This window comes from Stenotrophomonas sp. FSL W7-1447, from assembly GCF_037966425.1.
Lineage (GTDB): Bacteria > Pseudomonadota > Gammaproteobacteria > Xanthomonadales > Xanthomonadaceae > Stenotrophomonas > Stenotrophomonas pavanii.
On the sequence record NZ_CP150199.1, the window covers coordinates 3960987 to 3986000 of the forward strand.

At 68.1% G+C, this 25014-nt stretch carries 20 protein-coding genes and 2 pseudogenes; 3 read left to right on the top strand and 19 right to left on the bottom strand.

What is annotated here, in order from left to right; all coding sequences use genetic code 11:
* Positions 1-139: 139 nt before the first annotated feature.
* The gene (locus tag NSQ78_RS18380; protein WP_064239199.1) at positions 140-1219 is read left to right on the top strand and encodes an oxidoreductase; all 1080 of its coding nucleotides are present in this window, start codon (positions 140-142) and stop codon (positions 1217-1219) included.
* A 195-nt stretch (positions 1220-1414) separates the two neighbouring features.
* On the opposite strand, the gene gnd is transcribed toward NSQ78_RS18380, so the two are convergent.
* The 7 genes from gnd to NSQ78_RS18415 all read right to left on the bottom strand — a co-directional run bounded on the left by gnd (position 1415) and on the right by NSQ78_RS18415 (position 8780).
* Positions 1415-2320, bottom strand: a complete 906-nt coding sequence (gnd, locus tag NSQ78_RS18385; RefSeq protein WP_057494984.1) for a phosphogluconate dehydrogenase (NAD(+)-dependent, decarboxylating) — start codon at positions 2318-2320, stop codon at positions 1415-1417.
* A 10-nt stretch (positions 2321-2330) separates the two neighbouring features.
* Positions 2331-3569, bottom strand: coding sequence for a hypothetical protein (locus NSQ78_RS18390; RefSeq protein ID WP_308306501.1), 1239 nt, complete (start codon positions 3567-3569; stop codon positions 2331-2333).
* A 17-nt stretch (positions 3570-3586) separates the two neighbouring features.
* Positions 3587-4183 (bottom strand): DUF2242 domain-containing protein, encoded by a 597-nt coding sequence (locus NSQ78_RS18395; protein ID WP_064239201.1) that lies wholly within the window; start codon positions 4181-4183, stop codon positions 3587-3589.
* A gap of 191 nt (positions 4184-4374) precedes the next feature.
* Entirely contained in the window at positions 4375-6552 is a 2178-nt protein-coding gene (locus NSQ78_RS18400) for a carboxy terminal-processing peptidase (RefSeq protein WP_049467942.1), read from the bottom strand.
* A gap of 223 nt (positions 6553-6775) precedes the next feature.
* Complete coding sequence (gene lipA, locus NSQ78_RS18405; protein WP_049467944.1) at positions 6776-7786, bottom strand: lipoyl synthase; 1011 nt, start codon at positions 7784-7786, stop codon at positions 6776-6778.
* A gap of 17 nt (positions 7787-7803) precedes the next feature.
* Positions 7804-8514 (bottom strand): lipoyl(octanoyl) transferase LipB, encoded by a 711-nt coding sequence (lipB, locus tag NSQ78_RS18410; protein ID WP_064239202.1) that lies wholly within the window; start codon positions 8512-8514, stop codon positions 7804-7806.
* A complete protein-coding gene (locus NSQ78_RS18415) occupies positions 8502-8780 on the bottom strand; it encodes a YbeD family protein (protein ID WP_049467948.1) in 279 nt (92 codons plus the stop codon). The genes lipB and NSQ78_RS18415 overlap by 13 nt, the downstream gene beginning before the upstream one ends.
* A gap of 354 nt (positions 8781-9134) precedes the next feature.
* On the opposite strand from NSQ78_RS18415, the gene NSQ78_RS18420 reads away from it, so the two are divergent.
* Positions 9135-10193: a lipid A deacylase LpxR family protein gene (locus NSQ78_RS18420; protein ID WP_080473156.1), complete on the top strand. Its 1059-nt coding sequence runs from the start codon at positions 9135-9137 to the stop codon at positions 10191-10193.
* 199 nt (positions 10194-10392) lie between these two features.
* Here NSQ78_RS18420 and NSQ78_RS18425 read toward each other — a convergent pair.
* The 9 genes and pseudogenes from NSQ78_RS18425 to NSQ78_RS18465 all read right to left on the bottom strand — a co-directional run bounded on the left by NSQ78_RS18425 (position 10393) and on the right by NSQ78_RS18465 (position 22164).
* Positions 10393-11623, bottom strand: a pseudogene (locus NSQ78_RS18425) (D-alanyl-D-alanine carboxypeptidase family protein).
* A 100-nt stretch (positions 11624-11723) separates the two neighbouring features.
* Positions 11724-12995 carry a septal ring lytic transglycosylase RlpA family protein gene (locus NSQ78_RS18430; RefSeq protein WP_064239205.1) on the bottom strand — a complete coding sequence of 424 codons (1272 nt, stop codon included), beginning with the start codon at positions 12993-12995 and terminating at the stop codon, positions 11724-11726.
* Positions 12992-14137 (bottom strand): lytic murein transglycosylase B, encoded by a 1146-nt coding sequence (mltB, locus tag NSQ78_RS18435; protein ID WP_064239206.1) that lies wholly within the window; start codon positions 14135-14137, stop codon positions 12992-12994. Before mltB ends, NSQ78_RS18430 begins: the two co-directional genes overlap by 4 nt.
* 1002 nt (positions 14138-15139) lie before the next feature.
* On the bottom strand, positions 15140-16234 hold the full coding sequence (gene rodA / locus NSQ78_RS18440; protein ID WP_188348103.1) for a rod shape-determining protein RodA: 1095 nt from the start codon (positions 16232-16234) through the stop codon (positions 15140-15142).
* A 60-nt stretch (positions 16235-16294) separates the two neighbouring features.
* A complete protein-coding gene (rodA, locus tag NSQ78_RS18445) occupies positions 16295-17407 on the bottom strand; it encodes a rod shape-determining protein RodA (protein ID WP_053461406.1) in 1113 nt (370 codons plus the stop codon).
* The gene (mrdA, locus tag NSQ78_RS18450) at positions 17404-19497 is read right to left on the bottom strand and encodes a penicillin-binding protein 2 (RefSeq protein ID WP_149901778.1); all 2094 of its coding nucleotides are present in this window, start codon (positions 19495-19497) and stop codon (positions 17404-17406) included. Before mrdA ends, rodA (NSQ78_RS18445) begins: the two co-directional genes overlap by 4 nt.
* A gap of 3 nt (positions 19498-19500) precedes the next feature.
* Positions 19501-19986, bottom strand: coding sequence for a rod shape-determining protein MreD (gene mreD / locus NSQ78_RS18455; protein WP_049470244.1), 486 nt, complete (start codon positions 19984-19986; stop codon positions 19501-19503).
* Positions 19983-20996 (bottom strand): rod shape-determining protein MreC, encoded by a 1014-nt coding sequence (gene mreC / locus NSQ78_RS18460; RefSeq protein ID WP_064239209.1) that lies wholly within the window; start codon positions 20994-20996, stop codon positions 19983-19985. The genes mreD and mreC overlap by 4 nt, the downstream gene beginning before the upstream one ends.
* A gap of 121 nt (positions 20997-21117) precedes the next feature.
* Entirely contained in the window at positions 21118-22164 is a 1047-nt protein-coding gene (locus NSQ78_RS18465; protein WP_005419402.1) for a rod shape-determining protein, read from the bottom strand.
* Positions 22165-22447: 283 nt separating this feature from the next.
* On the opposite strand from NSQ78_RS18465, the gene NSQ78_RS18470 reads away from it, so the two are divergent.
* The gene (locus NSQ78_RS18470) at positions 22448-23386 is read left to right on the top strand and encodes a carbohydrate kinase family protein (RefSeq protein ID WP_005411078.1); all 939 of its coding nucleotides are present in this window, start codon (positions 22448-22450) and stop codon (positions 23384-23386) included.
* Between the two features lie 144 nt (positions 23387-23530).
* Here NSQ78_RS18470 and NSQ78_RS18475 read toward each other — a convergent pair.
* The 3 genes and pseudogenes from NSQ78_RS18475 to NSQ78_RS18485 form a co-directional block, all read right to left on the bottom strand.
* A pseudogene (locus tag NSQ78_RS18475) lies at positions 23531-23620 on the bottom strand (HAD family hydrolase); the annotation flags it as partial.
* Positions 23621-23656: 36 nt separating this feature from the next.
* Positions 23657-24292, bottom strand: coding sequence for an HAD family hydrolase (locus NSQ78_RS18480; protein ID WP_049464592.1), 636 nt, complete (start codon positions 24290-24292; stop codon positions 23657-23659).
* Positions 24280-25011, bottom strand: coding sequence for a hypothetical protein (locus NSQ78_RS18485; protein WP_064239210.1), 732 nt, complete (start codon positions 25009-25011; stop codon positions 24280-24282). The genes NSQ78_RS18480 and NSQ78_RS18485 overlap by 13 nt, the downstream gene beginning before the upstream one ends.
* Positions 25012-25014 lie beyond the last annotated feature (3 nt).

Genomic DNA, 25014 nt, shown 5'->3' on the forward strand with positions numbered 1-25014 from the left:
CTGGACAAGCGCACGTGGAGCAGGCGTGGCGTTGCGGTCATGCTGCCGTGAATCGGCAGCCCGGCGATGCCAATGGTTCAGTTTGGGCTCGTCCGCCATCGTCGTTTACCCTGCCCTTCCCCATTGCCGGAGCCCTGCCATGCGCCCCGACCTGCAACTGGCCCTGATCGGTTACGGCCTCGCCGGCCGCGTCTTCCATGCGCCGCTGATCCAGCACACGCCCGGGCTGGCGCTGCACAGCATCGTCAGTTCACAACGCGACACGCTGCTGCGGACGTTCAGCGATGTGCACGTGCGTGCCACGCCGCAGCAGGTATTCGATGATCCGGCCGTGGATGCCGTAGTGATCGCCACGCCCAACGAACAGCATGCGCCACTGGCCATCGCGGCGCTGGCGGCAGGCAAGCATGTGTTGGTCGACAAGCCGTTCGCACTGGACGTGGCCGAGGCGGAAACGGTGCTGGCGGCGGCACGCGACGCCGGGCGCATCGCCACCGTGTTCCAGAACCGGCGTTTCGATGCCGACTTCCTCACCCTGCAGTCGCTGCTGGCCGAAGGCACCTTGGGCGACGTGGCCGAGTGCCACGCGCACTTCGACCGCTACCGGCCACAGGTGCGCGACCGCTGGCGCGAACAGGACGGGCCCGGCAGTGGCCTGTGGTACGACCTCGGTCCGCACCTGCTGGACCAGATGCTGGTGCTGTTCGGCTGGCCCGACGCCATCGATGCCGATCTGGCCGTGCAGCGCGAAGGTGGCGGCGGCATCGATTACTTCCACGCGATACTGCACTACCCGCGGCATCGGGCGATCGTCCACGCCGGTTCACTGGTGGCAGCGCAGACGCCGCACTTCAGCGTGCATGGCAGCACCGCCAGCTGGATCAAGCACGGACTGGACGTACAGGAGGCGCAGCTGCGCCGCGGCGTTGCGCCGGGCGCACCGGGCTGGGGCATTGATCCGCGGCATGGCGAGCTGGTGCGCTGCGATGCCGAAGACAACGTGCAGCGCAGCACCTTCGACAACCTGCCCGGCGACTACCGCCGCCTGTATGCACAGTTCGCCTCGGCGATGCACGGCGAGGGCGAAGCCACGGTCAGCCCGGTGCAGGCCCTGCAGCTGATGCGGCTGCTGCAAGCCGGCATGGACAGCGCGCGCAAAGGGCGGCGGATCGCGTTGGGTGATCGGCAGGGCTGCGCCCTGCACCCGCAGAAACGGTAGTGCCGGCCGCTGGCCGGCAACCTCAACAGCAACAGCAAAAGCCGGCTATCCGTGAGATGGCTCTTGTAGAGTCGAGCCATGCTCGACTGGCTGCATGGGGTCAGAGCCCTTTCCTGCGGAAAGGGATCCGACCCCGATCTGCCTGGGGTCGGATCCCTTCGGCAACGCCGAAGGGCTCTGACCCCACCGCAGTGCTTACGACTTCTTGATCGCGTGCCCGCCGAATTCATTGCGCATCGCCGACAGCAGGCGGTCGGTGAACGAATTGGATTCGCGCGAACGCAGGCGTTCCAGCAGCGACAGCGTGATCACCGGTGCAGGCACGTCCAATGCGATTGCTTCGGCTACGGTCCAGCGGCCTTCACCGGAATCCTCGACGTACGGTGCGATGCCATCCAGCGACGGATTGCGCTTGAGGGCTTCGGCACTCAGGTCCAGCAGCCACGAACGCACCACGCTGCCGTGGCGCCACACCTCGGCGACCTGGGCCAGGTCCAGTTCCATTTCCTGCTTGCGCTCCATCAGCGCGAAGCCCTCGGCGTAGGCCTGCATCATTCCGTACTCGATGCCGTTGTGGACCATCTTGGTGAAGTGGCCAGCGCCGGACGGGCCGACACGACCCCAGCCCCGGTCCTCGGCCGGTGCCAGCGTGCGCAGCAGCGGTGCGATCTGCTCCACCACCGACGCTTCGCCACCGACCATCAGGCTGTAGCCTTCCTGCAGGCCCCACACGCCACCGCTGGTGCCGCAGTCGACGTAGCCCAGATCATCCTCGGCCAGCGCCCTGGCGCGGCGGATCGAGTCCTGGTAGTTGGAGTTGCCGCCGTCGATGACGATGTCACCTTCGGCCAGGTGCGGGGTCAGCTGGCCCAGCGTCTGGTCGACGGTTTCACCCGCCGGCACCATCAGCCACACCACGCGCGGCACCGGCAGCGCGGCCACGGCGGCGGCCAGCGAATCGACCACCTCCAGGCCCGCCTCGGCGGCGCGCTCGCGGGCGCCTTCGCCCGGGTCGTAGCCGACTACGCGGTGGCCGCCGCGATGCAGGCGCTGGGCCATGTTGGCCCCCATGCGGCCAAGGCCGATCATTGCAATGTCCATTGTTTCACCTTCAGTTGGGGTCGAGGGTCAGGCTGCCTGGCCTGCCGGTAGCCGCGCAGTGGCGCAGTTGCGCCTCGCGCCAACGCCGGTAGAGCGTGGTGTGCAGATTGTGCACCGCCAGGTCGATCGAAAACGGGGTTCGCGGGTTGCGGTCGAGCAGCCGGGCGATGTGGTAGCCGATGGGACGTATACCGCGTGGATGCACATAGATCACGAACTGCCGGTAGAACGGATCGTCCAGCAGCTGGTCCATGCGCGCCAGCGCCGCGTGGTAGCGCGGCGCCAGCCGTGCGCGCAGCTGTGGATCGCGCTCGTACAGCAGCCGCTCGAAGTAGCGCTGGCCGGTACGCGGTATGTCCTGCGCCAGTGCCCACACCTCGGCATTGCGCTGGTCATACCAGGCCAGTCCGCCGTGCGTGGCCAGCGCCCGCGCAGCATCCTCGCCCACCTCGACCACCACGAAGTTCTCGGCCTGGTTGCTCAGGTCGTCCAGCGTGCCTTTGTCGTACACATGTTCGATGAAACCGGGAACGCCGACGAACGCCTGCCGTCCCATCGCCGAGGTGCGCACTGCCTTGCCATCGGCGAAGAATTCGCCCGCGTGCGCGCCAAGCAGAATGCTGTCGGTCCGGTGCAGCGCGAGGAAGGTGCCGATCGACAGTTCATCCTCCGCAAAGCCGGCGTCGAACGCAGCGTCGCCGTACAGCTCGCGCTGGGTGGCCAGCTGCGCAACCTGGCGACCGACACCGCATTCGGCACGCACGGCCCCGCTATAGAACGCCTCCAGTGCACGGCTGTTGCCCGCACTGGGCATGAAGCCACGGCCGAGGCTGCGCGTGCGCTGCCACCCCTGTGCCGGCGCACCGCGCACACCGAAGCCGATCCAGCCCAGCTGCAGGCCGGAGAACCGGAAGCCGGGATTGCCCTCAAGTGCCTGCGTCGCACGCCGCGTGGCTGCGCCCAGCTCGAACGCGTAGGCGCAGACCGTGGCCGGATCATCCAGCAGCTGCTGCAGCAGCGCCTGCCGTGCGGTCGGGGCGAGGGCCGCTGGCCAACGCACCTGCAGATCGCCGGCGGCCTGCGCCGCAGCCAGCGACGCACGCGTGCACACCGCGCCACCGTGTACCTGCGGTGCACTCACGACCGCGTCCTCGAAGCGCCAGCCCAGCCGTTGCAGCAGGCCCTGTGCACAGTCCAGCGACGGCGCTGCCACGACCCACGATGGCACCAGCAGCAGGGCCACGCTCAGCCACCTGCCGCGCACGCTCAGCCCTGGTCCGTCGCCGCCGGTGCAGGTTCCGGCGGTGCGGCCGGTGATGGCGATGGCGATGGCGCGCCCGCTGCCGCGGGGAGGTACTGCTGCAGGCGCTGGAAGAAGCGGCGATAGAACTCGGCATCGGTAACCGTGCTGCTGGCCACCTTCACCAGCGAGTCGTCGTTGCTGCCGAACGGCAGCGACACCGAGCCCAATGCGCCCACGCCGACACTGGCCGACGTCGGGCTCTTCTTCAGCGCGTAACGATCCTGCACCGCGCTGACAAACACCAGCGCCTGGCCGCCACGCGGCGCACACGAGATGCGCAGCACCAGCTGCTCATGATCGTCCTCGCGCGGCTGGAAGTTCTTGTTGCCTTCCACCTGGGCATCATCGGCACGGGCGATGGCATAGCCCTGACTGAGCAGCGTGCGGCGCGCCGCCTCGCAGGCCTCCGCAGGGCGTCCCTCGACGGTACGCGAGAAGGTGTCGCCGGAGTCGAAGGACTCGCGCAGCACAGTGCTGTCGGCGGCGCGGCCACCACAGGCCGACAGGATCAGGACGCTGGCACAGGCGACGGCAGCGCTGGAAAGACGGGAGGCCCGCATGGGTGCTCCTGCGAGGACGGTAGCGGCAAGGGTAGTCCCGCCGCCGTGTGCGGCAGGTCGACATCGCCGCCCATGTTGCTCCCGGTTCATGCGCCGGCAGCGCCACGGACGGGGGTCCTCAAACAGACGGGACCCCAGACAGAAAGGGGCCGGCAATGCCGGCCCCTCGGGGATCGCGTGGGACGCCCGGTTCAGTCCGCCCAGCGACCCGCGCCGGTGGACTGCGGCAGCACCTGTGCCGACAGCGGGCGGTCGTTGGCCAGCAGGTTCACCGCGTCAGCCAGGATCGACGCCGACTCGCGCAGCAGCGGGTCCGGGCGCTTCTCGGCAGCCTTCTCGCGCGCCGCATCCTTGACGATGTCACGTTCGTTGCCGGTCAGGCCATCATCGCTGCTGTCATCGGCCAGCGGGTCCAAGGCCAGGCCCAGTGCCTTGCGCTGCACCTGGCGCTCCTTGCGCTGGGCATCCTGGCGCTCACGCTCGGCGCGGCGGGTGGCCTCGTTGAGCGAGATGTACTTCTTGGCCGCCTCGGCACGGAACTGCTCCACGTCCTCGTTCCACCACTGGAATTCCTTGTCGGTCGCGATGCGCGCGTCATGACGGGTTTCCAGCTTCGGCAGCAGCGGCGCGAAGTTGCCGTACTGGGTATGCGGCACGGCCGCGATACGGGTCCACGGCAATGCGTTGTCGTAGGTGCTTTCGCCGAACTCGGTGGCATCGACGCTGGCCGGGAACGCCAGGTCCGGCACCACGCCCTTGTGCTGGGTGCTGCTGCCGCTGATGCGGAAGAACTGGGCGATGGTCAGCTTGACCTGGCCGAAGCGCTGGGTTTCGCCGCTCGGCCAGCGATCGAGGTCGACGATGTTCTGCACGGTGCCCTTGCCGAAGCTGGTTTCACCGATCACCAGGCCACGGCCGTAGTCCTGGATGGCACCGGCGAAGATCTCCGAAGCCGAGGCCGAACCGCGGTTGATCAGCACCGCCAGCGGGCCGTCCCACGCCACGCCCTGGTTGCGGTCGCTGTTGACGGTGACGCGTCCGCCGGACTCGCGCACCTGCACCACCGGGCCCTGTTCAATGAACAGGCCGGTCAGTTCGATCGCTTCATCCAGCGAGCCGCCCCCGTTGTTGCGCAGGTCCAGCACCACGCCGTCCAGCTTGTCGTTCTTGAAGCCGGCCAGCAGCTTGGCCACGTCGCGGGTAGCCGAGGCGTAGTCGGCGGCATTGCGGCGACGGCCTTCAAAGTCCTGGTAGAAGGTCGGCAGCTTGATCACGCCGATCCGGCGCGCCGGTTCGCCGTTGGCGGCCGGGATGCTCATGGTCTCGCCCTTGGCGGCCTGTTCGGCCAGGCGCACCTTCTGGCGGGTCAGCACCAGCGTGTGGTGCTTGCCGTCCACGCCCTCGGCGGCCGGGATGAACTCCAGCTTGACCTGGGTATCCTTGGCACCGCGGATCTTGGCCACGACGTCATCGATGCGCCAGCCGATCACGTCCTCGACCGGCCCGGACTTGCCCTGGCCCACGCCGACGATGCGGTCGCCCGGTTTCAGGGTGCCGTCCACTGCGGCCGGACCTCCGGCGATGATCTCGCGGATCACCACCATGTCGTCCTGCCGCTGCAGCTGCGCACCGATGCCTTCCAGCGACAGCGACATCGCCTGGTTGAAGTTCTCGGCGGTGCGCGGGGTGAAGTAGTCGGTGTGCGGATCGACAGCGCTGGTGTAGGCGTTCATGAAGAACTGGAAGACGTCCTCGCCCTTCAGCTCATTGACCGACTTTTCCAGCGTGGCATAGCGCTTGTCCAGCGTCTTGCGGATGTCATCGGGCTTCTTGCCGGCCAGTTTCAGGCGCAGCCAGTCATTCTTGACCGACTTGCGCCACAGCTCGTCCAGCTCGGCGCTGCTGGCCGCCCACGGCACCTTCTTGCGGTCGTACTCGAAGCGTTCGTCGGTGGTGAAGTCCGGCTCCTGCTTGAGCAGCTTGCGTGCATAGGCCACGCGTTCGCCGACCCGTTGCTTGTAGACCGCGAACACCTGGAACGCCGGCTCCAGCTCGCCACCACGGATGGCCGAGGAGATGTTGGCTTCGAACGGCGCGAAGCGCGCCACGTCGGCCTGGGTGAAGTACTGCTTGGCGCCGTCCAGCGTTTCCAGGTAGCGCTTGAACACGTCCTTGGAGGTGGCCTCGTCCAGCGCGCGCGGGCGATAGGCGTAGCGGCTGTCGGACAACAGGCCGTACACCAGCTTGGAGGTGGTCACCTGATCGGCGGTGGCCGCGGCGGGCAAGGCAGGCGAGTCGGCCTTGGCCGCCAGCGCCAGCGGCGCGACCAGCGCCAGGGCCATCAGGAATGCGGGGGCTTTGAATTTCATTGACGTGCTCGAAGGCGCCTTGCCAAGGGAGAGACTGCGGGGTGTTCAGACACCGCGACAGTGCCGAAAGTTGCCGGGTTTGTCACCCGGCCGCGCTCGGTGGAAAACCAGCCTAGCCGGGCCGGTGTAGCAAATTGTGAATGCAGGCGAAGGCGTGCGCGCGCCCACCAGGGCGGTGGTGGCATCCCTTGGCAGCGCCGGGCCATGGCCCGGCGGCGACCGCTTACCGGACGCCGGCGCCCTTGGCCTGGACGTCGGCATGGTACGACGAGCGCACCATCGGGCCGGATGCCACATGGCTGAAGCCCAGCGCGTAGCCGTAGTCTTCCAGCGCCTTGTAGTCCTCGGGGGTCCAATACTTCAGCACCGGGTGGTGATGCGCGGTCGGCTGCAGGTACTGGCCGATGGTGATCATGTCCACATCGTGCGCGCGCAGGTCACGCATCGTGGCCTTGATCTGTTCGAAGTCTTCGCCCAGGCCCAGCATGATGCCGCTCTTGGTCGGCACGTCCGGGTGCTGCGCCTTGAAGTTCTTCAGCAGGTTCAGCGACCACTGGTAGTCCGCACCCGGGCGCACGTTGCGGTACAGGTCCGGCACGGTCTCGATGTTGTGGTTGAACACATCCGGCGGATTCTGCGCCAGGATCTCCAGCGCACGTTCCATGCGGCCCTTGCCGCGGAAGTCCGGGGTCAGCACTTCGATGCGGGTACCCGGCGACTTTTCGCGGATGGCGGTGATGCAGTCGACGAAGTGCTGGGCACCGCCGTCACGCAGGTCATCGCGGTCGACGCTGGTCACCACTACGTACTTCAGGCCCATGTCGGCCACGGTCTGGCCCAGGCTGGCCGGTTCGTTGGCATCCGGCGGCTTCGGGCGGCCGTGGGCGACGTCGCAGAACGAGCAGCGGCGGGTACAGACCTCGCCGAGGATCATGAAGGTGGCGGTGCCGTGGCCGAAGCACTCATGGATGTTCGGGCAGCTGGCTTCCTCGCACACCGTCACCAGGCGGTTCTCGCGCAGCTTGGCCTTCAGGTTCTGCACCGCATTGCCCGAAGGAATGCGCACGCGGATCCACGACGGCTTGCGCAGCACGGGCGCATCGGCGAACTGCACCGGCGAACGGTTGATCTTGTCACCGCCCAGCTGCTTGACCCCGGCCTGCAACGGCGCGGCGGACGGAGAATCGCCCTGCACGATCTGCAGGGGAATGGAACGGGCGGTGGTTTCAGTCATGGCGGTTCCGGGGGCGGTCAGGCGGCCGCAGAAAGATCGGGCAGTTCGGGCGTGTGCTGCAGCAGCAGGCCGAACTGGCGGGCCAGGTGGTCCAGCAGCACCGGCTTGACGGCCTCCATGCCGGAGGGGCCGCCCAAGTCTACCACCGAGGTCACCTGCAACCCCTGATAGCCACAGGGGTTGATGCGGTGGAAGGGTTCCAGGTCCATGGCCACGTTGAACGCCAGCCCATGGAAGGTGCAGCCGCGCCGCACGCGGATGCCGAGCGCGGCGATCTTGGCGCCACCGACGTAGACGCCCGGGGCGCCCTCGCGGCGTTCGGCACCGATGTTCCACTCGGCCAGCGTATCGATGAGGGCCTGCTCGATGCGGCACACGTAGTCGCGCACGCCGATGCCCAGCCGCGGCAGGCGCAGCAGCGGATAGACCACGATCTGGCCGGGACCGTGATAGGTCACCTGGCCGCCGCGGTCCACGTGCAGCACGGGGATATCGCCCGGCGCCAGCACATGCTCGTCCTTGCCGGCCTGGCCCAGGGTGAACACCGGATCGTGCTCGACCACCCACAGCTCGTCGGCATCGGCGTCGCTGCGCTGGTCGGTGAAGCGCTGCATGGCGCGCCACACCGGCTCATAGGCCTGGCGGCCAAGGACACGGACCACCGCCGGACGCGGCGCGCGGTGTTCCGGGGCGGCCTCGGCCGGGCAGCTGTCGGCTACAGCGTCCACTTCACTTCCGGGTGGTCGCGCAGCGCCTGGTGGGCCAGGTCGTACTGTTCGCGGCTTTCTGCCTTGAACACGATGCGGACGGACACGTACTTGCCGTTGGACGAATGCTTCCAGCTGATGCGTTCGTTCACCACATCGATGCCGGCAGCCAGCAGCAGGCGGGGGAGCTCATGTTCCAGGCCGCGGTTGGCCGCGCCCATGGCGCTGAGCTCGAACTGGCCGGGGAACTGGAAGCCGTGGTCGGGGTTGTCGGACTTGATTTCCATGGGCCCATTATCGGGCCGCAGGGCAACAAACCCAAGAGTATTCATCAACATCAAAGGCGGTACCGGCGGCCTGCTGCGTTGCAGGTGGCACCCACACCGGCGCTGCCATGCCCAACGGCAGCTGACTGCGATTCCTGCGCCGGCGCAGGCCGCGACGCCGCGCCGCACGGCTGGCGCCGGCCTTCACGCGAGGCCCCCGGCGCCTGCGCGGGTAACAAATTGTGTCCGCTGGACAATGTTGTTTTCGGAACAGACAAGTGATCCGGACGCGCTCGTTCCGGCGCGCGGGCGCGAGTACCGTGGCGTTGCAGAAAACGACAGAAAACCATCCCCTTCCCCATGAGCATTCCATCCATGCATCGTGTCGCAGTCCTTGGGCTGGCCTGCCTGCTGGCCACTGCCCTCCCCCTTGCCGCACAGGCGGCTGAACAGTGTGGTCCGGACGCCATGCGCGACCACCCGCCCCAGGTCAATTTCCGCGTCGACAACGACCTGTTCGGTGGCCGCCACCAGGACCAGGGCTACACCAACGGCGCGCAGCTGACCCTGGTCTCGCCGAACCTGGTCGACTACACCGATGACCCCTGCCTGCCGCGCATGGCGCGCTGGGTGAACCAGTACCTGGAAGGCCTGCACCCGGGCCGGTTCGAACAGCAGAACATGATCTTCAGCATCGGCCAGGGCATCTTCACCCCCTCCGACCCGGCCCGCCGCGACCTGATCAAGGAGGACCGGCCGTATGCCGGCGTGCTGCTGGCCAGCTTCGGCTTCAATGCGCGCAGTGGCGACCGCCTGCAGACCACCCAGCTGGCGGTGGGCGTGGTCGGCCCCTGGGCACAGGGCAAGCAGGTGCAGGATGCGGTGCACGACCTTCTGGGCGACAAGAAGTTCGAGGGCTGGGACAACCAGCTGCACAACGAACCGGTGTTCATGCTGACCCACGAGCGCATGCGGCGCTGGCCGGCCGATGCCAGTGTCAACGCCGGCGGCTGGGGCTGGGATGCGATCAGCCACTACGGCGGTGCCATCGGCAATCTGGAGACCAAGGCCAATGCCGGTGGCGAGCTGCGTTTCGGCTGGAAGCTGCCCGACGATTTCGGCAGCACGCCGTTGCGCCCGGCGGGCGAGAACACGGCACCGACCCGCGGCGGCCGCCCCAGTGGCTGGTCCTGGCACCTGTTCGTGACCACCGACGCGGCCTGGATGATCCGAGACATCACCCTGGACGGCAATACGTTCCGCAGCAGCCACAGCGTGGACAAGCGCCATGTGGTGGCACAGGGCGGCTACGGCATCGCGGTAATGCGCGGGCGCTGGAAATTCGCGATGGCGCGTTACCACAGCACCCGCGAGTTCGATGGCCAGCGCCAGTCACCCGTGTTCGGCAGCTTCACCATCAGCCGCGCGCTGTAAGCGGGCAGGCTATCGGTAGTGCCGGCCGCTGGGTTGCAGGTAGAGCCGGCCGCTGGCCGGCTGCCGGCAGATCCGGATGGGTTGCTGGGGAGCCGGCCAGCGGCCGGCCCTACCCCCCGCATGCGGGGGGGAAGCGGCCTCCCGAAACAGAAAAGGCCGGCATTTGCCGGCCTTTTCGTTCACCACGCCGGGGCGTGGATCATTCCGATTCCCACCACATCCAGAAGCTGTCCCACAGGCGCTTGAAGAAACCGGCCTGTTCGACGGCGGCCACAGCCACCAGCGGCGCTTCGGCGATGACCTTGCCATCCAGCGTGACCTTCACGGTGCCGATCTGCTGGCCCGCGGTGAACGGTGCCTCCAGGGTCTTGGGCACGTCGATGCTCGGCTTCAGGTCGTTGTAGCGGCCGCGCGGCACGCTCACCAGCATCGGCTGGGCCACGCCCAGCTGCACCTTGTCGGTGGTGCCCTTCCAGACCTTGTGCTCGGCCACGGCCTTGCCCGGCTCGTACAGGCGATGGGTCTCGAAGAAGCGGAAGCCCCAGTTCAGCAGGGCCAGGCTGTCATCGGCACGCTGCTTTTCCGACGCACCGCCCAGCACCACGGCAATCAGGCGCTGGTCGCCACGCTGGGCCGAGCTCATCAGGCAGTAGCCGGCTTCGGAGGTGTGGCCGGTCTTGATGCCATCCACGCTGCCATCGCGCCACAGCAGCAGGTTGCGGTTCGGCTGCTTGATGTTGCCGACCTGGAATTCCTTGATCTTGTTGTACGCGTAGGTTTCCGGGTAATCACGCACCATCGCGCGGCCCAGCAGTGCCAGGTCGTAGGCGGTGCTGTGATGGCCTTCGGCGGTCAGGCCGTGGGCGTTGACGAAGTGCGAGTCCTTCATGCCGATCTTGGCGGCGTAGCTGTTCATCAGCGAGGCGAAGGCTTCTTCGCTGCCGGCCACATGCTCGGCCAGGGCGATCGCGGCGTCATTGCCGGACTGGATCGCCATGCCCTTCTCCATGTCTTCCAGGCGTGCGGTCTGGTTGACCGGGAAGCCGCTGTAGCTGCCGTCGGTACCCGCACCACCCTCGCGCCAGGCGCGCTCGCTCATCATCACCTGGTCATCTGCACGGACCTTGCCGTTCTTGACCTCGGCGGCAACCACGTAGGACGTCATCACCTTGGTGATGCTGGCCGGGGCCAGCTGCTCGTGGATGTTCTCGCCGGCCAGCACCTGGCCGGTGGCGTAGTCCATCAGGACCCAGGCCTTGGACACGCTCGGCGCCGGGGCCGGCGGGGTCGCGACGGTGGCCGGGGCAGCTGCGGCGGCGGCAGGCGCTCTCTCTCGTGGCCGGGGTCGGGGTCGGCAGCGGCGTCTGGGCGGAAGCCAGGCCCACCACCAGGGTGGCGGCCAGGGCGGTGGCGGCGGAACGGAAATTCATTGGACAGCAGGCTCCAGGGGACGGCCAGGAATGGAGGGTGGAACGAAGCGGCCATTGTAAGGCCGGGCGAGCCTGGGCCGGCAGCACCAGCCCAGGCGGATCAATCCTTGACGATCTGCGGCGAACCCAGGCCCAGACCGGCGATGCGGCCGACAAGTTCCGCGGCACTGGCATGGTCGCTGGCGGGAACGCGCAGGCGGAACAGGGTACGGCCACCGGCGGCGATGTCGCTGATGGTGGCGCCGACAATGCCGGCCGCGTTGAGCTGGCCCATCGCGCGGTTGGCATTGTCGCGGCTGGAAAAGCTGGCGACCTGCACCATCACCGCGCCGACCACCTGCTGCGACAGGCTGGGGGCTACTGCGGTGGCGGGCACCGTACGCACTGCGGCCGGCGCGACCGTGCGCGGCGCGGCGCTGGCGACTGCCACCGGCGCCGTTGTGGTGCTGCGCACCGGCGGTGCGCTCGGCGGCAGGCTGCTGACCGCCACGTCCGGCACCGCGCTGGCCACGCCCTGGGTGGTGGCCGGCTGGCCACGCGCAGGCGTGGCCTCGGCCGGCAGGCGCTTGACCAGGCGATCGATGTCGCTGTCAGCGGTGGCACGCGCGGCCGGTACCGGGCGCGCCCCGGCCACCGCGACCGCGGTTTCCGCGGCACGGCGCTCGCGGCGCGACGGCTTCTGCGCCAGCAGGTTGCTCTCGCCCGGCTGCAGCGCACGCACTTCCACGTTGCCGGTGCCGCGCTGGGTGATGCCCAGGCGCACTGCGGCGGCATAACTGAGATCGACCACGCGGCCGTCATGGAACGGGCCACGGTCGTTGACGCGCACGATGACCGATTCGCCGTTGTCCAGGTTGGTGACGAGGGCGAAGCTGGGCAGCGGCAGTGTCTTGTGCGCGGCGGTGAACTGGTACATGTCGTAGACCTCGCGGTTGGAGGTCAGGCGGCCATGGAACTTGGCGCCGTAGTACGACGCCGTGCCGCGCTCGACATAGTTGCGGGTGTCGTCGAGCACCTTGTACGACTTGCCCAGCACCACGTAGGGCGATTTGTTGCCGATCGCCGAACGCTCTTCGGCGGTCACTTCCGGCTCGGGAATGCAGGCGACGTTGGGAATGTAGTCCGGGGTGCTGTCACGCACGCCGGGTCTGTACAGGCCGCCGGCGGTGTAGTTGCCGCGCGTGTTCGGGTCTTCCTTGGCCGCCGCATACGGCGAGCCCTCCGGGCAATGCGCCGGGCGCGCGCCGCGGCCCTGCACCACCGTGCCGCTGGGCTTGCCACCGTGGCCGGCCGTGGCCGGCTTCTTCGGCGCGCTGCTGCAGGCGGCCAGCGCGAAGACGATCAAGCTCGGGACCAGCCATCTGATGTTCATGCCGGGGGCAGCTCCTGTCCGGCGATGGCCTGGGACAACTGGAACACGGCCATCGCGTACATCTTCGAGAGGTTGTAGCGGGTGATCGCGTAGTAGTTCTGGAAGCCCAGCCAGTACTGCTTGCCCGTGCTGCCTTCCAGCGTGATCGGCGTGGCCGTGGCGCCCGGCTGCACCGGTGCGCTGGGCTGGTAGCCGCGCTGCGCCAGATCGGCCAGCGACCAGGTCGGCATCCACTCGGTCGGGTTGAATTCCTCGCGCCCCGGGGCCAGCGTGGCCGGTACGGCCACCTGGCCACCCCGGACCCAGCCGCCCTTCTTCACGAAGTAGTTGGCGATGGACGAGAACACATCGTCATAGCTGGTGAACAGGTCACGACGGCCATCGCCATTGCCGTCCACGGCGTAATCCAGGTAGCTGGACGGCATGAACTGGCCCATGCCCATCGCACCGGCATAGCTGCCCTTGAGCGTGGTGATGTCCAGCTTCTCCTCGCGGCCCAGCTCGAACAGCTTGGCCAGTTCGTCGCGGAAGAACAGCTCGCGGCGCACTTCGCGTTCCAGCTTGGCCGGGTCGCCACTGCGCGGGTAATAGAACGCCAGTGTGTACAGCGCATCGAGCACGCGGTGGTTGCCGGCATTCCTGCCATAGCTGGTTTCCACGCCGATGATCGCCACGATCACTTCGGCCGGCACGCCGGTGCGCTGCTGCACGCGATCCAGTTCGGCGCGGTGTTCGGCCAGGAACGCGCGGCCGCCATCGATGCGCGCCTTGCTGATGAACATCGGCCGGTATTCATTCCACGGCTTGACCCGTTCGGCCGGGCGCGACATCGCGGCGATGATCGGTTGGCGCACCTGTGCCTGGTCGAGCACGCTGCGGATCTGCTCCGGCTTCAGGCCATAGCGCTTGGCGGTATCGGCGATGAAGCGGTCCCGCGCGACCTCGAACGGGACCGGGGTGAGATCGACCGGCGGCACGGTGGCGGCGGTGGCTTCAGGCGCGGCCTCGGCCGGGCCATGGGCCTTGGCGGCGGGCTGGCGCGGCGTGCTGCTGGCCTGGGGCGAAGACGGTGGGGACTTCGGCTGGGTCGCGCAGGCGACCAGGCCGAGGGTGAGCATGCAGGCCAGAGTGCGTCGAATCATCGTCGCAGGTTAGCAGGTCATGGATGAATTAAAACCCCTAACACCATGAATCACAACGATTTGCCCGCGTTCAGCGGGAAATGTGAAGACGTCGTGATCGGGCTTCCCCATTCAGTGAGAGGTTGCCGGTTGCGTCCCCATCCCCGCAGACGCAACCGGCGACCGGATCCGGTCGGTACCTGCGCGGCTGCCGCTCCCCAGTGGCAGTACCCCGCGCTCCCTGTACCCGTTGGATCAGTACTGCTTCCCGCCCGACGCCCCCTCGCGCTGCAACGATTGACGGCGCGCCGTGCCGAACGGGCCGCCATTGTGCAGGCCGATTACGACAAGTCCATTGATCAAGATCAACGCGGTGTAAAAGTGTGAACCAGCTAACGTTTTTTGCGGACTTTGGTCGGTGGGTGTATTGCTTCGCATCGTTGTGAGAACGCTTCCACAACAGGCACTGCGCAGCGTCAGAGTTTCCAGCCAACGGCGCAGCCCCTCGTGGGTGGAGTCTGGGTGGTCGCAGAAAGCCGGATTGCTGAGGGCTGGCCGGGTGGGTGGGCAGTGCGGGGACGCCGTGAACCCATCCATGGGGGCTTGGCCGCGGCATCCATGCCGCGGACACCCCGCACTGCCCCCCCACCCGGCCGCTGACAGTTGTCGGGCGCGTTCACCCACGGAGAAGAAAAGAGAAGATCAAAAGCAAAAGCGGTTTGGCGGGTCGCTTCATTGCCTTGTGTGGAGCCGAGCCATGCTCGGCTCACGAGCAAGCGCAGCGCCGCGACCCGCTTTTGATTTTCTCTTGCTTCTCCGTGGGTGGCAGACCGCCAAAATCTGTCAGAGGGCGGTCGGGTTGGGTACGCGGGGGTGTCAGCCGCATGGATGCGGCTGCCAAGCCTCCAGGGACGGATTCACGGCGTCCCCCGCGTACCCAACCCGACCGGCCTACCCGCGGCTTCTGCTTTCCGCGACCACCCAGACTCCACCCACGAGGGGCTGCGCCGTTGGCTGGAAGCCCTATCCCCCGTGCACGGGCCGGTGCCCACGCACCGCCATCACCAACCCGATGCCGGCCAACAGCGAAACCGCCGAGGTCCCGCCGTAACTGATCAGCGGCATCGGAATGCCCACCACCGGCAGCAGGCCGGAGATCATTCCACCGTTCACCAGTACATAGACGAAGAACGCCAGGCCCAGGCTGCCGGCCAGCAACCGCGCATGCGTGTCGCGCGCGTGCACCGCAATCCACAGGCAACGCCCCACCACGAACAGGTACAGCGCGAACAGCGTCGCCACGCCGATCCAGCCGAACTCTTCGGCCAGCACCGAAAACGCGAAGTCGGTGGTGTATTCGGGCAGGAAATCCAGCGTGGCCTGGGTGCCCTGCCCCCAACCGCGTCCCTGCCATCCCCCGGAGCCGATCGCGATGCGCGACTGCAGGATGTTCCAGCCGGTGCCCAGGGGGTCGGCCGCCGGATCGAGGAAGGTCAACACGCGGTCCTTCTGGTATTGCCGCAACAGCCCGAACCACGCCAGCGGCGCGGCCACTGCCAGCCCCGCCGCACCGGTCGCCACCCAGCCCCAGTGCAGGCCTGCCAGCAACAACGCGAACACGCCGCTGGCGGTGACCAGCGTGGCGGTGCCGAGGTTGGGCTGCATCAGGATCAGCAGCGCCGGCGCGCCGATCAGCACCGCGGCGGTCAGTACCGTGCGTGGCGACGGCGGCAGCGGTTGCCGATGCAGGTACCAGGCCATCATCAGCGGCAGGCTGAGCTTGAGCAGCTCCGACGGCTGCAGGTAGAACACGCCGAGGTTCAGCCAGCGCTGCCCGTATTTGCCGGTACCGATCACGTACACCGCCATCAGCGGCAGCATCGACAACGCATACAACGCCGGTGTCCACGCGCGCAGGCGCAGCAGCGAAACACGCGACAGCAGCCACATGGCCAGCAGTCCACCGGCAAAGCGCGCCGCCTGCCCGGCCACCGGCCCGGACACACTGTGCAGCACCGCCAGGCCCGCGCCCATCAGGATCAGCAATGCGACCAGCAACGGCAGATCGATCGTGCGCACTGCCTCACGGCAGCCGCCATACAGTCGTTTCCATTCCACGCGCAGCACGCTAGCAACCGGCGCTTGCGTGAAGCTGTCAGGGTGTTTCCGCTCCCGGACTCAGCCGTAGCCGCCGTGCACCGGGTTGTGGCTGCGCACCGCCATCACAAGCCCGAAGCCAGCCAGCAGCGACACCGCCGAGGTACCGCCGTAGCTGATCAGCGGCATCGGCACGCCCACCACCGGCAGCAGGCCGGAAATCATCCCGCCGTTGACCAGCACGTAAACGAAGAACGCCAGGCCAGTGGCACCGGCCAGCAGGCGCGAATAGGAATCGCGCGATTGGCTGGCAATCCACAGGCAACGTCCGATCACTACCAGGTACAGCGCCAGCACGGTGGCCACGCCGATCCAGCCGAACTCCTCGCTCAGCACCGAGAACGCGAAGTCGGTGGTCTGCTCGGGAATGAAGTTCAGGTGCGACTGCGAGCCCTCGCCCCAGCCCTTGCCGTCGAAGCCACCGGAACCGATCGCGATCTTCGACTGGATGATGTTCCAGCCGGCGCCCAGCGCATCCATCTCCGGGTCCAGGAACATCATGATGCGGTCCTTCTGGTACGGCCGCAGCAGCCAGAACCACGCCACCGGCGCGACTGCGGCCACGCCGCCCACGCCCAGGCCCACCCACCACCACGGCAGGCCCGCCAGCAGCAGCACGAACACGCCACTGGCGGCGATCAGCACGCCGGTACCGAAGTCCGGCTGCAGCATCACCAGGCCGGTCGGCACGCCGATGATGACCAGCGCGGTCAGCACCGTGCTGAAGCGCGGCGGCAGCGGCATCCTGTGCAGGTACCAGGCCACCATCATCGGCAGGCTGACCTTCAGCAGCTCGGCCGGCTGCAGGTAGAAGAACTTCAGGTCCAGCCACTGCCGGCCGTACTTGCCGGTGCCCAGCACGAACACCGCCAGCAACGGGATCATCGAGATCGCGTAGATCATCGGCGTGGCCGAGCGGATGCGCAGGATCGAGACCCGCGAGATGCCCCACAGCGCGGCCATGCCCACGGCGAAGCGCGCGCCCTGGGCCATCACCAGGCTGTCGCCACCGGCGCTCTTCAGGGTGGCCAGGCCGATCAGCATCAGCGCGCCCAGCGCCAGGCACAGCACCCAGTCCAGGGTGCTGAAGAAGCGGCGCAGCATGTCGCCGGCCCAGCGCAGGAAGACGCTCATCGTGCAGGCTCCGCGTGGGTCGGGCGTGGCGGGGCCGGCAGCGCGGCCGCCGCCGGTGCATCCGGTTGCGGTGCGGGTGCGGGTGCGGGTGCGGGTGCGGGTGCGGGTGCGGGCACGCCGATCAGCACCGGATGGTCCCCGAGCTGCGCGGCGGCAAGGTCGCCTGCCTGGCGCGCGCCCGCGTCCTCGTTGTCGAACGCGGTGGCGCCGATGGCCGTGGTGCCGCGCTCGCTGTCCAGCGGCTGCATGCCCTCGGGCATCTTGCCCAGCAGGTAGGCATCGAACACCTTGCGTGCGATCGGTGCGGCGGCCGAGCCGCCGTAGCCGCCGCCTTCCACCGCCACCGCAATCGCGATCACCGGGTTCTCGACCGGCGCGAAACCCACGAACAACGCGCGGTGGCGCAGGTGCATCGGCAGGCTCTTCGGATTCACCGCAGCGGTGCCCTTGCGGCTGATGACCTGCGCGGTGCCGGTCTTGCCGGCCATCACGTACGGCGCACCCACCGCCACGCGCCAACCACTGCCGCCAGGCCGCATGGTCGCCATCATGCCCTCGCGCACGGCCTGCACGTTGTTGGGGTTGGGACTGATCGGCTTGCTTTCGCCGGCCGGCATGGCCGTCCAGTCACTGTCGAATCCTTCGCGCTGCTGGATCACCAGGTGCGGGGTGCGCAGCTGGCCGTCGGCCAGCGCGCTGACGCCGCGCGCCAGCTGCAGCGGGGTCACCTTCCAGTCGCCCTGGCCGATGCTGATGTTGACCGTGTCGCCCGGGAACCAGGCTTCCTTGCGGGTCTTCCGCTTGTAGGCCGGCGACGGCAGGATGCCGCCGATTTCGCCGGTGAGGTCGATGCCGGTCGGCTGGCCGAAGCCGTAGTACTCCATGTAATGGTCGAAGCGCTCGATGCCCAGGTCCAGCGCCAGCTTGTAGTAATAAGTATTGACCGACTCGGCGATGGACTTGCGCAGGTCGGTCCAGCCGTGGCCGCCACGATGCGCATCACCCCAGCCACGGGAAGTGCCGGGCAGGTAGAACATGCCGGTGGACAGCACCTTGTCTTCCGGGCGGCGCACGCCCGAATCCAGGCCGGCCAGGCCGATCAGCGGCTTCAGCGTGGAACCGGGGGCAACGCCACCGAGCACCAGGCGGTTGAACTGCGGCCGCGACGGGTTTTCGTTCAATGCCTTGAAGTCGGCATGGGAAATGCCGTTGACGAACAGGTTCGGATCGTAGGACGGCAGGCTCACCATCGCCAGCACTTCGCCGGTGCGCGGGTCCATGGCCACCGCCGAGCCTTCCTGGTCGCCGAAGGCAGCGACCATGGCGCGCTGCAGGTCGGCGTCGATCGACAACCGCAGATCGGCACCGGACTGCGCGGCAACGCGGCCGATGGTGCGGATCGCGCGGCCCTGCACGTTGGTCTCGACCTGTTCGTAGCCGACCCGGCCACGCAGCTGCTGCTCGTAATAGCGCTCCAGCCCGGATTTGCCGATGTGCGTCAGCGCGGCATTGCCTTCGCCGAGGATCTCCAGATCCTTGTCATCGACGCGACCGACGTAGCCGATGATGTGCGCGAACAGATCGCCATACGGATAGCGCCGGGTCAGGTAGGGTTCCAGCTCGACCCCCGGGAACCGCCAGCGGTCGACGGCAAAGCGCGCCATCTCCTCGTCGCTCATGCGCAGCTTCAGCGTGACCGGCAGGAACTTGCGGCGCGCCTTGCGCGACTTGTTGAACGCTTCCAGCTCTTCCGGGCTGATGCTGATGATCTTCGCCAGCCCTTCCAAGGTGGCGTCCATGTCCTTGACCTTGTCCGGGGTGACGTCCAGGCGGAACGCCGGCACGTTCTCGGCCAGCAGGCGGCCGTTGCGGTCGTAGATCATGCCGCGCCCGGGCACCACCGGCCGCGGCTTGATGCGGTTGGCTTCCGAGCGGGTGGCGTAGACATCGTGGTCCAGCACCTGCAGCTTGAAGTACCAGCCGCCCAGGCCCAGCAGGCAGACCAGCACGCCCAGGAAGCCGAGCGCCGCGCGACGGCGGAACTGCTCGGCTTCGGCGTGCGGATTCTTGACCTGGCGGCGCGGAATCATGGCTCAGCGCCCGCGCTTGCCGAAGCGCACCGCGTCCAGCAGCACGAACACCAGCGGCCACAGGCCCATGCCCAGCAGCGGCGCCCACCAGTACGACCACGGTAGGGTCGGTTCGCCCACCAGGATGTGCACCAGCGCGCTGACGATGCGGTCGTTGAACAGCAGGCCACCGATGGCCAGCATCTGCTGCGACATCGGGAAGAAGCGGATGCGGGCGCGGAAGCGCTGCAGGATGAAGGCCAGCATCACCAGCCGCAGCGCCTGTTCGCCGAGGACACCGCCGTACAGCAGGTCGGCGACCACGCCGCTGGCGAAGGCGATGCCCAGGCCGACGCGCTCGGGCGCTTCGATGACCCAGTACGCCAGCACCAGCGCCAGCCAGTACGGGCGCAGCGGCTGCAGCAGCGCCGGCAACGGCAGCAGGCCCAGCAGCAGCGCCACCACCAGGCTGGCCGGCAGCACCCATGGGTTGTCGCGCAGGCGGCTCATCGCTGCGCCTCCGGCGCGGTCGGTTGCCGGCCAGCGGCCGGCACTACCGGGGCGCTGACCGGAGCTGGCGTCGTTGCCGCTGGCGCGGTCCCCACAGGCACGGTGGCGCCGGTGGCCGGGCCCCCCGGGGCGGTTTCTTCCAGCTGCAGGCGCAGCTCCGGCGGAATGCGGATCGCCGCGCCCGGGCGCAGCAGCAGCACGTCGCGGCCGCGGTCGAGCTGCGCCGCCGGCTTCAGTTCGCCGACCAGGAACGCATGAGTGTCGTCCGGGCGCAGGCCGGTGATGGTGCCGACCGGGAAGCCGGCCGGGAAACGCCCGCCAAGACCGGAGGTGACGATCTCATCGCCCACTTCCACCCCGGCGCTGAGCGGAATATCGCGCAGCTCCAGCGTGTCGCCGCGGCCGTAGACGATCAGGCGCACGCCGTTGCGGGCCACGGTGACCGGCACCGCGTGGTCGGGATCGGTCAGCAGCAGCACGGTGGAGGTGCCGCCGGTCACGCTGATCACCTGCCCCATCAGGCCGCCGGCGTCGATCACGGCCTGGCCGACGTGCACGCCTTCGCGGGCGCCAGCGTCGAGCACCAGGCGCTGCTTCACCGGGTCCAGGTCGATGTCCAGGATCGGCGCCAGCTGCACGTCCAGGCCGCTGCGCTCGGCCACGTTCAGCAGTTCGCGCAGCTGCGCATTGTCCAGCGCGGCGGTCTGCAGGCGGGTCAGGCGCGCGTTGGCCAGCAGCAGCTGGTTGCGCAGTTCGCGGTTCTCGGCGACCAGCTGGGTATGGCTGGCGGCGGAATCCTTGACCTGGTTGCCGAGCTTGCCGGGCAGGCCGGCCAGGGCCCACACCGGCTGCACCAGGCTGTTGGCCTGCTCGCGCAGGCGCGCCAGCCAGCCGGCCTGGTCATCGAGCACGATCAGGGTGATGGCCAACGCGAGATAGGCCAGCAACCGCAGGGGGCTGGCGGCATCACCGGATCGGGAGGCGACGGGAGGACCGGCGTAGGGCGGCACGGCAACGATTCAACTGGCAGAAGGCGGAAGGGAAACACGCGGACGCCCCGCCGGTGCCGGCCCGCCTTCACGGCGGGCCGCACCCCGGAAGGGCGCGGCGGGCAGGAACGGCCGGGACGGCTTATTCCGGCGCAAAGAACTCGTTGCCGTGCATGTCCACCAGCTCCAGCGCACGACCGCCGCCGCGGGCCACGCAGGTCAGCGGATCGTCGGCCACCTGCACGTGCAGGCCGGTTTCCTCGGAAATCAGGCGATCCAGGTCGCGCAGCAGGGCGCCACCACCGGTCAGCACGATGCCGCGCTCGGCGACGTCGGCGCACAGTTCCGGCGGGGTCTGCTCCAGCGCCAGCTTGACCGCGCTGACGATGCCCGACAGCGGTTCGTGCAGGGCCTCGAGCACCTCGTTGGAGCTGATCTTGATCATCTTCGGCACGCCCTCGGCGAGGTTGCGGCCGGAGATTTCCATCTCGATCACTTCCGCCTGCGGGTAGGCGCAGCCCAGCTCGACCTTGATGCGCTCGGCGGTGGCTTCACCGATCAGCATGCCGTGGTTGCGGCGCACGTAGTTGGTGATCGACTCGTCGAAGCGGTCGCCGCCGATGCGGACCGAGGCCGAATAGACGATGCCGTTGAGCGAGATCACTGCCACTTCGGTGGTGCCGCCGCCGATGTCGATGACCATCGAGCCACGGGCCTCGGTGACCGGCATGCCGGCGCCGATCGCGGCGGCCATCGGCTCTTCGATCAGGAACACGTCACGGGCACCGGCTTCCTCGGCCGATTCCTTGATCGCGCGGCGCTCGACCTGGGTCGAACCGGCCGGCACGCAGACCAGCACGCGCGGGCTCGGGCGCAGCACGCGCGACTTGTGCACCTTCTTGATGAAGTGCTTGAGCATCGCCTCGGTGTAGGTGAAGTCGGCGATGACGCCGTCCTTCATCGGGCGGATGGTGGTGATGTGGCCCGGGGTACGGCCGAGCATCTGCTTGGCCTCGGCGCCCACGGCTGCCACCGAGCGGGTGCCACCGATGGCACGGTCCTGGCGCACGGCCACGACCGACGGCTCGTTCAGCACGATCCCCTGCCCGCGCACGTAGATGAGGGTGTTGGCCGTGCCCAGGTCGATGGACAGGTCGTTGGAGAACATGCCACGGAGTTTCTTGAACATCTGAGGAAGGAGTCCTGAGGGGTGTCGTGCCCGCCGCGGGATGGCGAAAAAATGGGCAGAAATCGAGGCCGACAAGCCTAGCAACCCGCCTGCCGCCGAGCAAGGAAAAAACTAGCTGAACCCGCGTCTTCACAGGCTTTCGGCCTGATCGGGCATCACCCGGTTCTGGCCCTGAGCGGCACCAGCGGGTAACCTTTGCGCCGTCGGGCGCCCAAGGGCGCCGTTTGCTTGCCCGCTGAACCGGGCCGGCCCACCCCAAAATTCACCGCATAGGCTTACATCGATGTCCGCTCTGATCTGTGGTTCTCTTGCCTTCGACACCATCATGGTGTTCCCGGACCAGTTCAAGAATCACATCCTGCCGGACAAGGTGCACATCCTGAACGTGTCTTTCCTGGTGCCGCGCATGCGCCGCGAGTTCGGCGGCTGCGCCGGCAACATCGCCTACAACCTGCACCTGCTGGGCGGCCAGCCGATCCCGATGGGCACCGTGGGTTCGGACTTCGGCCCGTACCGCGAGTACTTCGAAGGCCTGGGCATCGACCTGTCGCGCGTGCGCGTGATCGATGAGCTGTTCACCCCGCAGGCGTTCATCACCACCGACCACGACAACAACCAGATCACCGCCTTCCACCCGGGCGCGATGATGCGTTCCTACGAGAACCATGTGCGCGGCGTGCCGGGCGTGACCCTGGGCCTGGTCGGCCCGGACGGCCGCGAAGGCATGATCCAGAACGCACAGGAATTCCACGAGGACGGCATCCCGTTCATCTTCGACCCGGGCCAGGCCATGCCGCTGTTCAACGGCCCCGAGCTGCGCGCCTTCATCGATCAGGCCGACTACGTGGTGGTCAACGACTACGAGTCGAACCTGCTGCAGGAGCGCACCGGCTGGGACGAAAAGGAGATCGTCAGCCGGGTCAAGGCCTACATCACCACCCGCGGCCCGAAGGGCGCGGTCATCCATACCCCGGAAAAGAGCTACGACATCCCGCCGGCGCACGAGCGCCGCGTGGTCGACCCGACCGGCTGTGGCGACGCCTTCCGCGCCGGCCTGATCTACGGCATCCAGAAGGGCTACGACTGGCTGACCATTGGCCGCATGGGCAACCTGATGGGCGCACTGAAGGTCGAGCATCCGGGCACGCAGAACCAGCGCTTCACCTTCGATGAGTTCAACGAGCAGTTCAAGCAGCAGTTCGGTTACGCGCTGGGCGCGTAAACCGAACTGCCCGCGCATTCCACCTTATCCCCGCGCCTTCGGCGCGCCCCCTTGAACAACAAGGGGGCTTTCCACCCGATGCGCTGCTGGGAATGCTGTTGGTAGGTGTCGACCTTGGCCGACACTGCCGGCCAGCGGCCGGCACTACCCCTTCTGCTGCCAGGCCGCCAACAGCGCGCGGCAATCGGCGAAATGCCAGTCGGCCCGGCCCGGCCATGGGTGTTCTGGTAGGTGTCGACCTTGGTCGACACTGCCGACCAGCGGCCGGCACTACCCCTTCTGCTGCCAGGCCGCCAACAGCGCGCGGCAATCGGCGAAATGCCAGTCGGCCCGGCCCGGCCATGGGTTCTCCGGCAGATTGACCAGCACGGTGTGCGTGCCTGCGGCACGGCCGCACTCCAGGTCGTAGGCGTGGTCGCCAACCATCACTGCCTCCGTCGCTGCAATGCCCCAGCGCCGCAGGTGCTGCTGCAGGCCATCCGGCGAGGGCTTGGGCACCGCTTCATCACGGCCGACGATGTCGGCATCATCGAACAGTTCCCCGACCCCGATCGCCTCCAGCGTCAGCTTCGCCAGCGCATGGTCGTTGCGGGTCAGGATGCCCAGCCGGCACCCGGCGGCCGCCAGCGCGCGCAGCAGCGTCACCGCGCCCGGCGCGGGCAGCGCGTCCTCGGCCAGCGCGCGCTCGTGATCCAGCAGCCACGCGCGCTTGGCCTGCGCCGGCGCGTCCGGCAGCGCCGCGATATGGTCGAGGATGTCCTCCTCGGCCGCGATCTGCAGCGCACGGCGGATCGCGGCGAAATCATGCACGGCCACCGTCAGCGTGCCGTCCATGTCGAACACCCAGTGCCGGATCGCGGACAACGCGTGCACTGCGCTGCCCGCCGCCCCCGTCACTGCCACCACTGCGGCATGCGGCTGGCGTCGACACCACCGGTTTCGAACACCGCCGTGCGGGTGCCGCCGGCCTTGACCGGGAACTCGATGCTGATCGACTTGCCCTTGCGCGCCAGCTTCCACAGCGCCTTCTGGTCGGTGATGAACAGGGCGATGGCTTCATCGGTCTTCGGGCGCCACGCGGCCATCGATACCGGCTTGCCATTGTCCACGGTCACCTTCACCGTGCACTGCGGGCAGCGGAAATCACCGGCCTGCAGCACCAGGTAGGCGTGCCGCTTCCACTCCGGGTGATCGCGGAACACCAGCTGCACCGGCTTGGCGCCGCTGCCATCCACGTCCACCCGTTCCTTGCTGTAGATCTGCGCCGACACCTGGTTGCCCTTGCTGCCCACCGGGATCTGGTTGTACTGCCACAGCGCCTGCATGCGGCGCAGGTCGCGCGCGGCATCGCCCTTGGCCTTGACCTCGTCGAAGCCGGCGGCGATGCGCTCGGCGGCGGCGGTGTCCTTGTACTGGTCCAGCAGCGAGGCGCCATGCAGGCGCGCGCGTTCCCAGTCCTGCGCGGCCACGGCCATGTCGTACTGCTTGGCCACGTCTTCGGCCTTGGCTTCCTTCTGCGCCTGCACGGCGGCCGCGGCGGCTTCCTGCGCCTTGCGCTCTTCCTCGGGGTTGCTGCAGGCGGCCAGGGCCAGCATGCAGGCGGTGAGCAGGATCAGTCGTTTCATGGC

What these genes read in the sequence shown, in the direction of transcription:
- NSQ78_RS18415 (WP_049467948.1), bottom strand. Translation starts at nt 8,780, where the DNA reads ATGGAAATCAAGTCCGACAACCCCGACCACGGCTTCCAGTTCCCCGGC.
- mrdA (WP_149901778.1), bottom strand. Translation starts at nt 19,497, where the DNA reads ATGATTCCGCGCCGCCAGGTCAAGAATCCGCACGCCGAAGCCGAGCAG.
- lipA (WP_049467944.1), bottom strand. Translation starts at nt 7,786, where the DNA reads ATGACTGAAACCACCGCCCGTTCCATTCCCCTGCAGATCGTGCAGGGC.
- NSQ78_RS18395 (WP_064239201.1), bottom strand. Translation starts at nt 4,183, where the DNA reads ATGCGGGCCTCCCGTCTTTCCAGCGCTGCCGTCGCCTGTGCCAGCGTC.
- NSQ78_RS18465 (WP_005419402.1), bottom strand. Translation starts at nt 22,164, where the DNA reads ATGTTCAAGAAACTCCGTGGCATGTTCTCCAACGACCTGTCCATCGAC.
- NSQ78_RS18470 (WP_005411078.1), top strand. Translation starts at nt 22,448, where the DNA reads ATGTCCGCTCTGATCTGTGGTTCTCTTGCCTTCGACACCATCATGGTG.
- NSQ78_RS18400 (WP_049467942.1), bottom strand. Translation starts at nt 6,552, where the DNA reads ATGAAATTCAAAGCCCCCGCATTCCTGATGGCCCTGGCGCTGGTCGCG.
- rodA (WP_053461406.1), bottom strand. Translation starts at nt 17,407, where the DNA reads ATGAGCGTCTTCCTGCGCTGGGCCGGCGACATGCTGCGCCGCTTCTTC.
- gnd (WP_057494984.1), bottom strand. Translation starts at nt 2,320, where the DNA reads ATGGACATTGCAATGATCGGCCTTGGCCGCATGGGGGCCAACATGGCC.
- mreD (WP_049470244.1), bottom strand. Translation starts at nt 19,986, where the DNA reads ATGAGCCGCCTGCGCGACAACCCATGGGTGCTGCCGGCCAGCCTGGTG.
- NSQ78_RS18485 (WP_064239210.1), bottom strand. Translation starts at nt 25,011, where the DNA reads ATGAAACGACTGATCCTGCTCACCGCCTGCATGCTGGCCCTGGCCGCC.
- NSQ78_RS18420 (WP_080473156.1), top strand. Translation starts at nt 9,135, where the DNA reads ATGCATCGTGTCGCAGTCCTTGGGCTGGCCTGCCTGCTGGCCACTGCC.
- NSQ78_RS18430 (WP_064239205.1), bottom strand. Translation starts at nt 12,995, where the DNA reads ATGAACATCAGATGGCTGGTCCCGAGCTTGATCGTCTTCGCGCTGGCC.
- NSQ78_RS18380 (WP_064239199.1), top strand. Translation starts at nt 140, where the DNA reads ATGCGCCCCGACCTGCAACTGGCCCTGATCGGTTACGGCCTCGCCGGC.
- mltB (WP_064239206.1), bottom strand. Translation starts at nt 14,137, where the DNA reads ATGATTCGACGCACTCTGGCCTGCATGCTCACCCTCGGCCTGGTCGCC.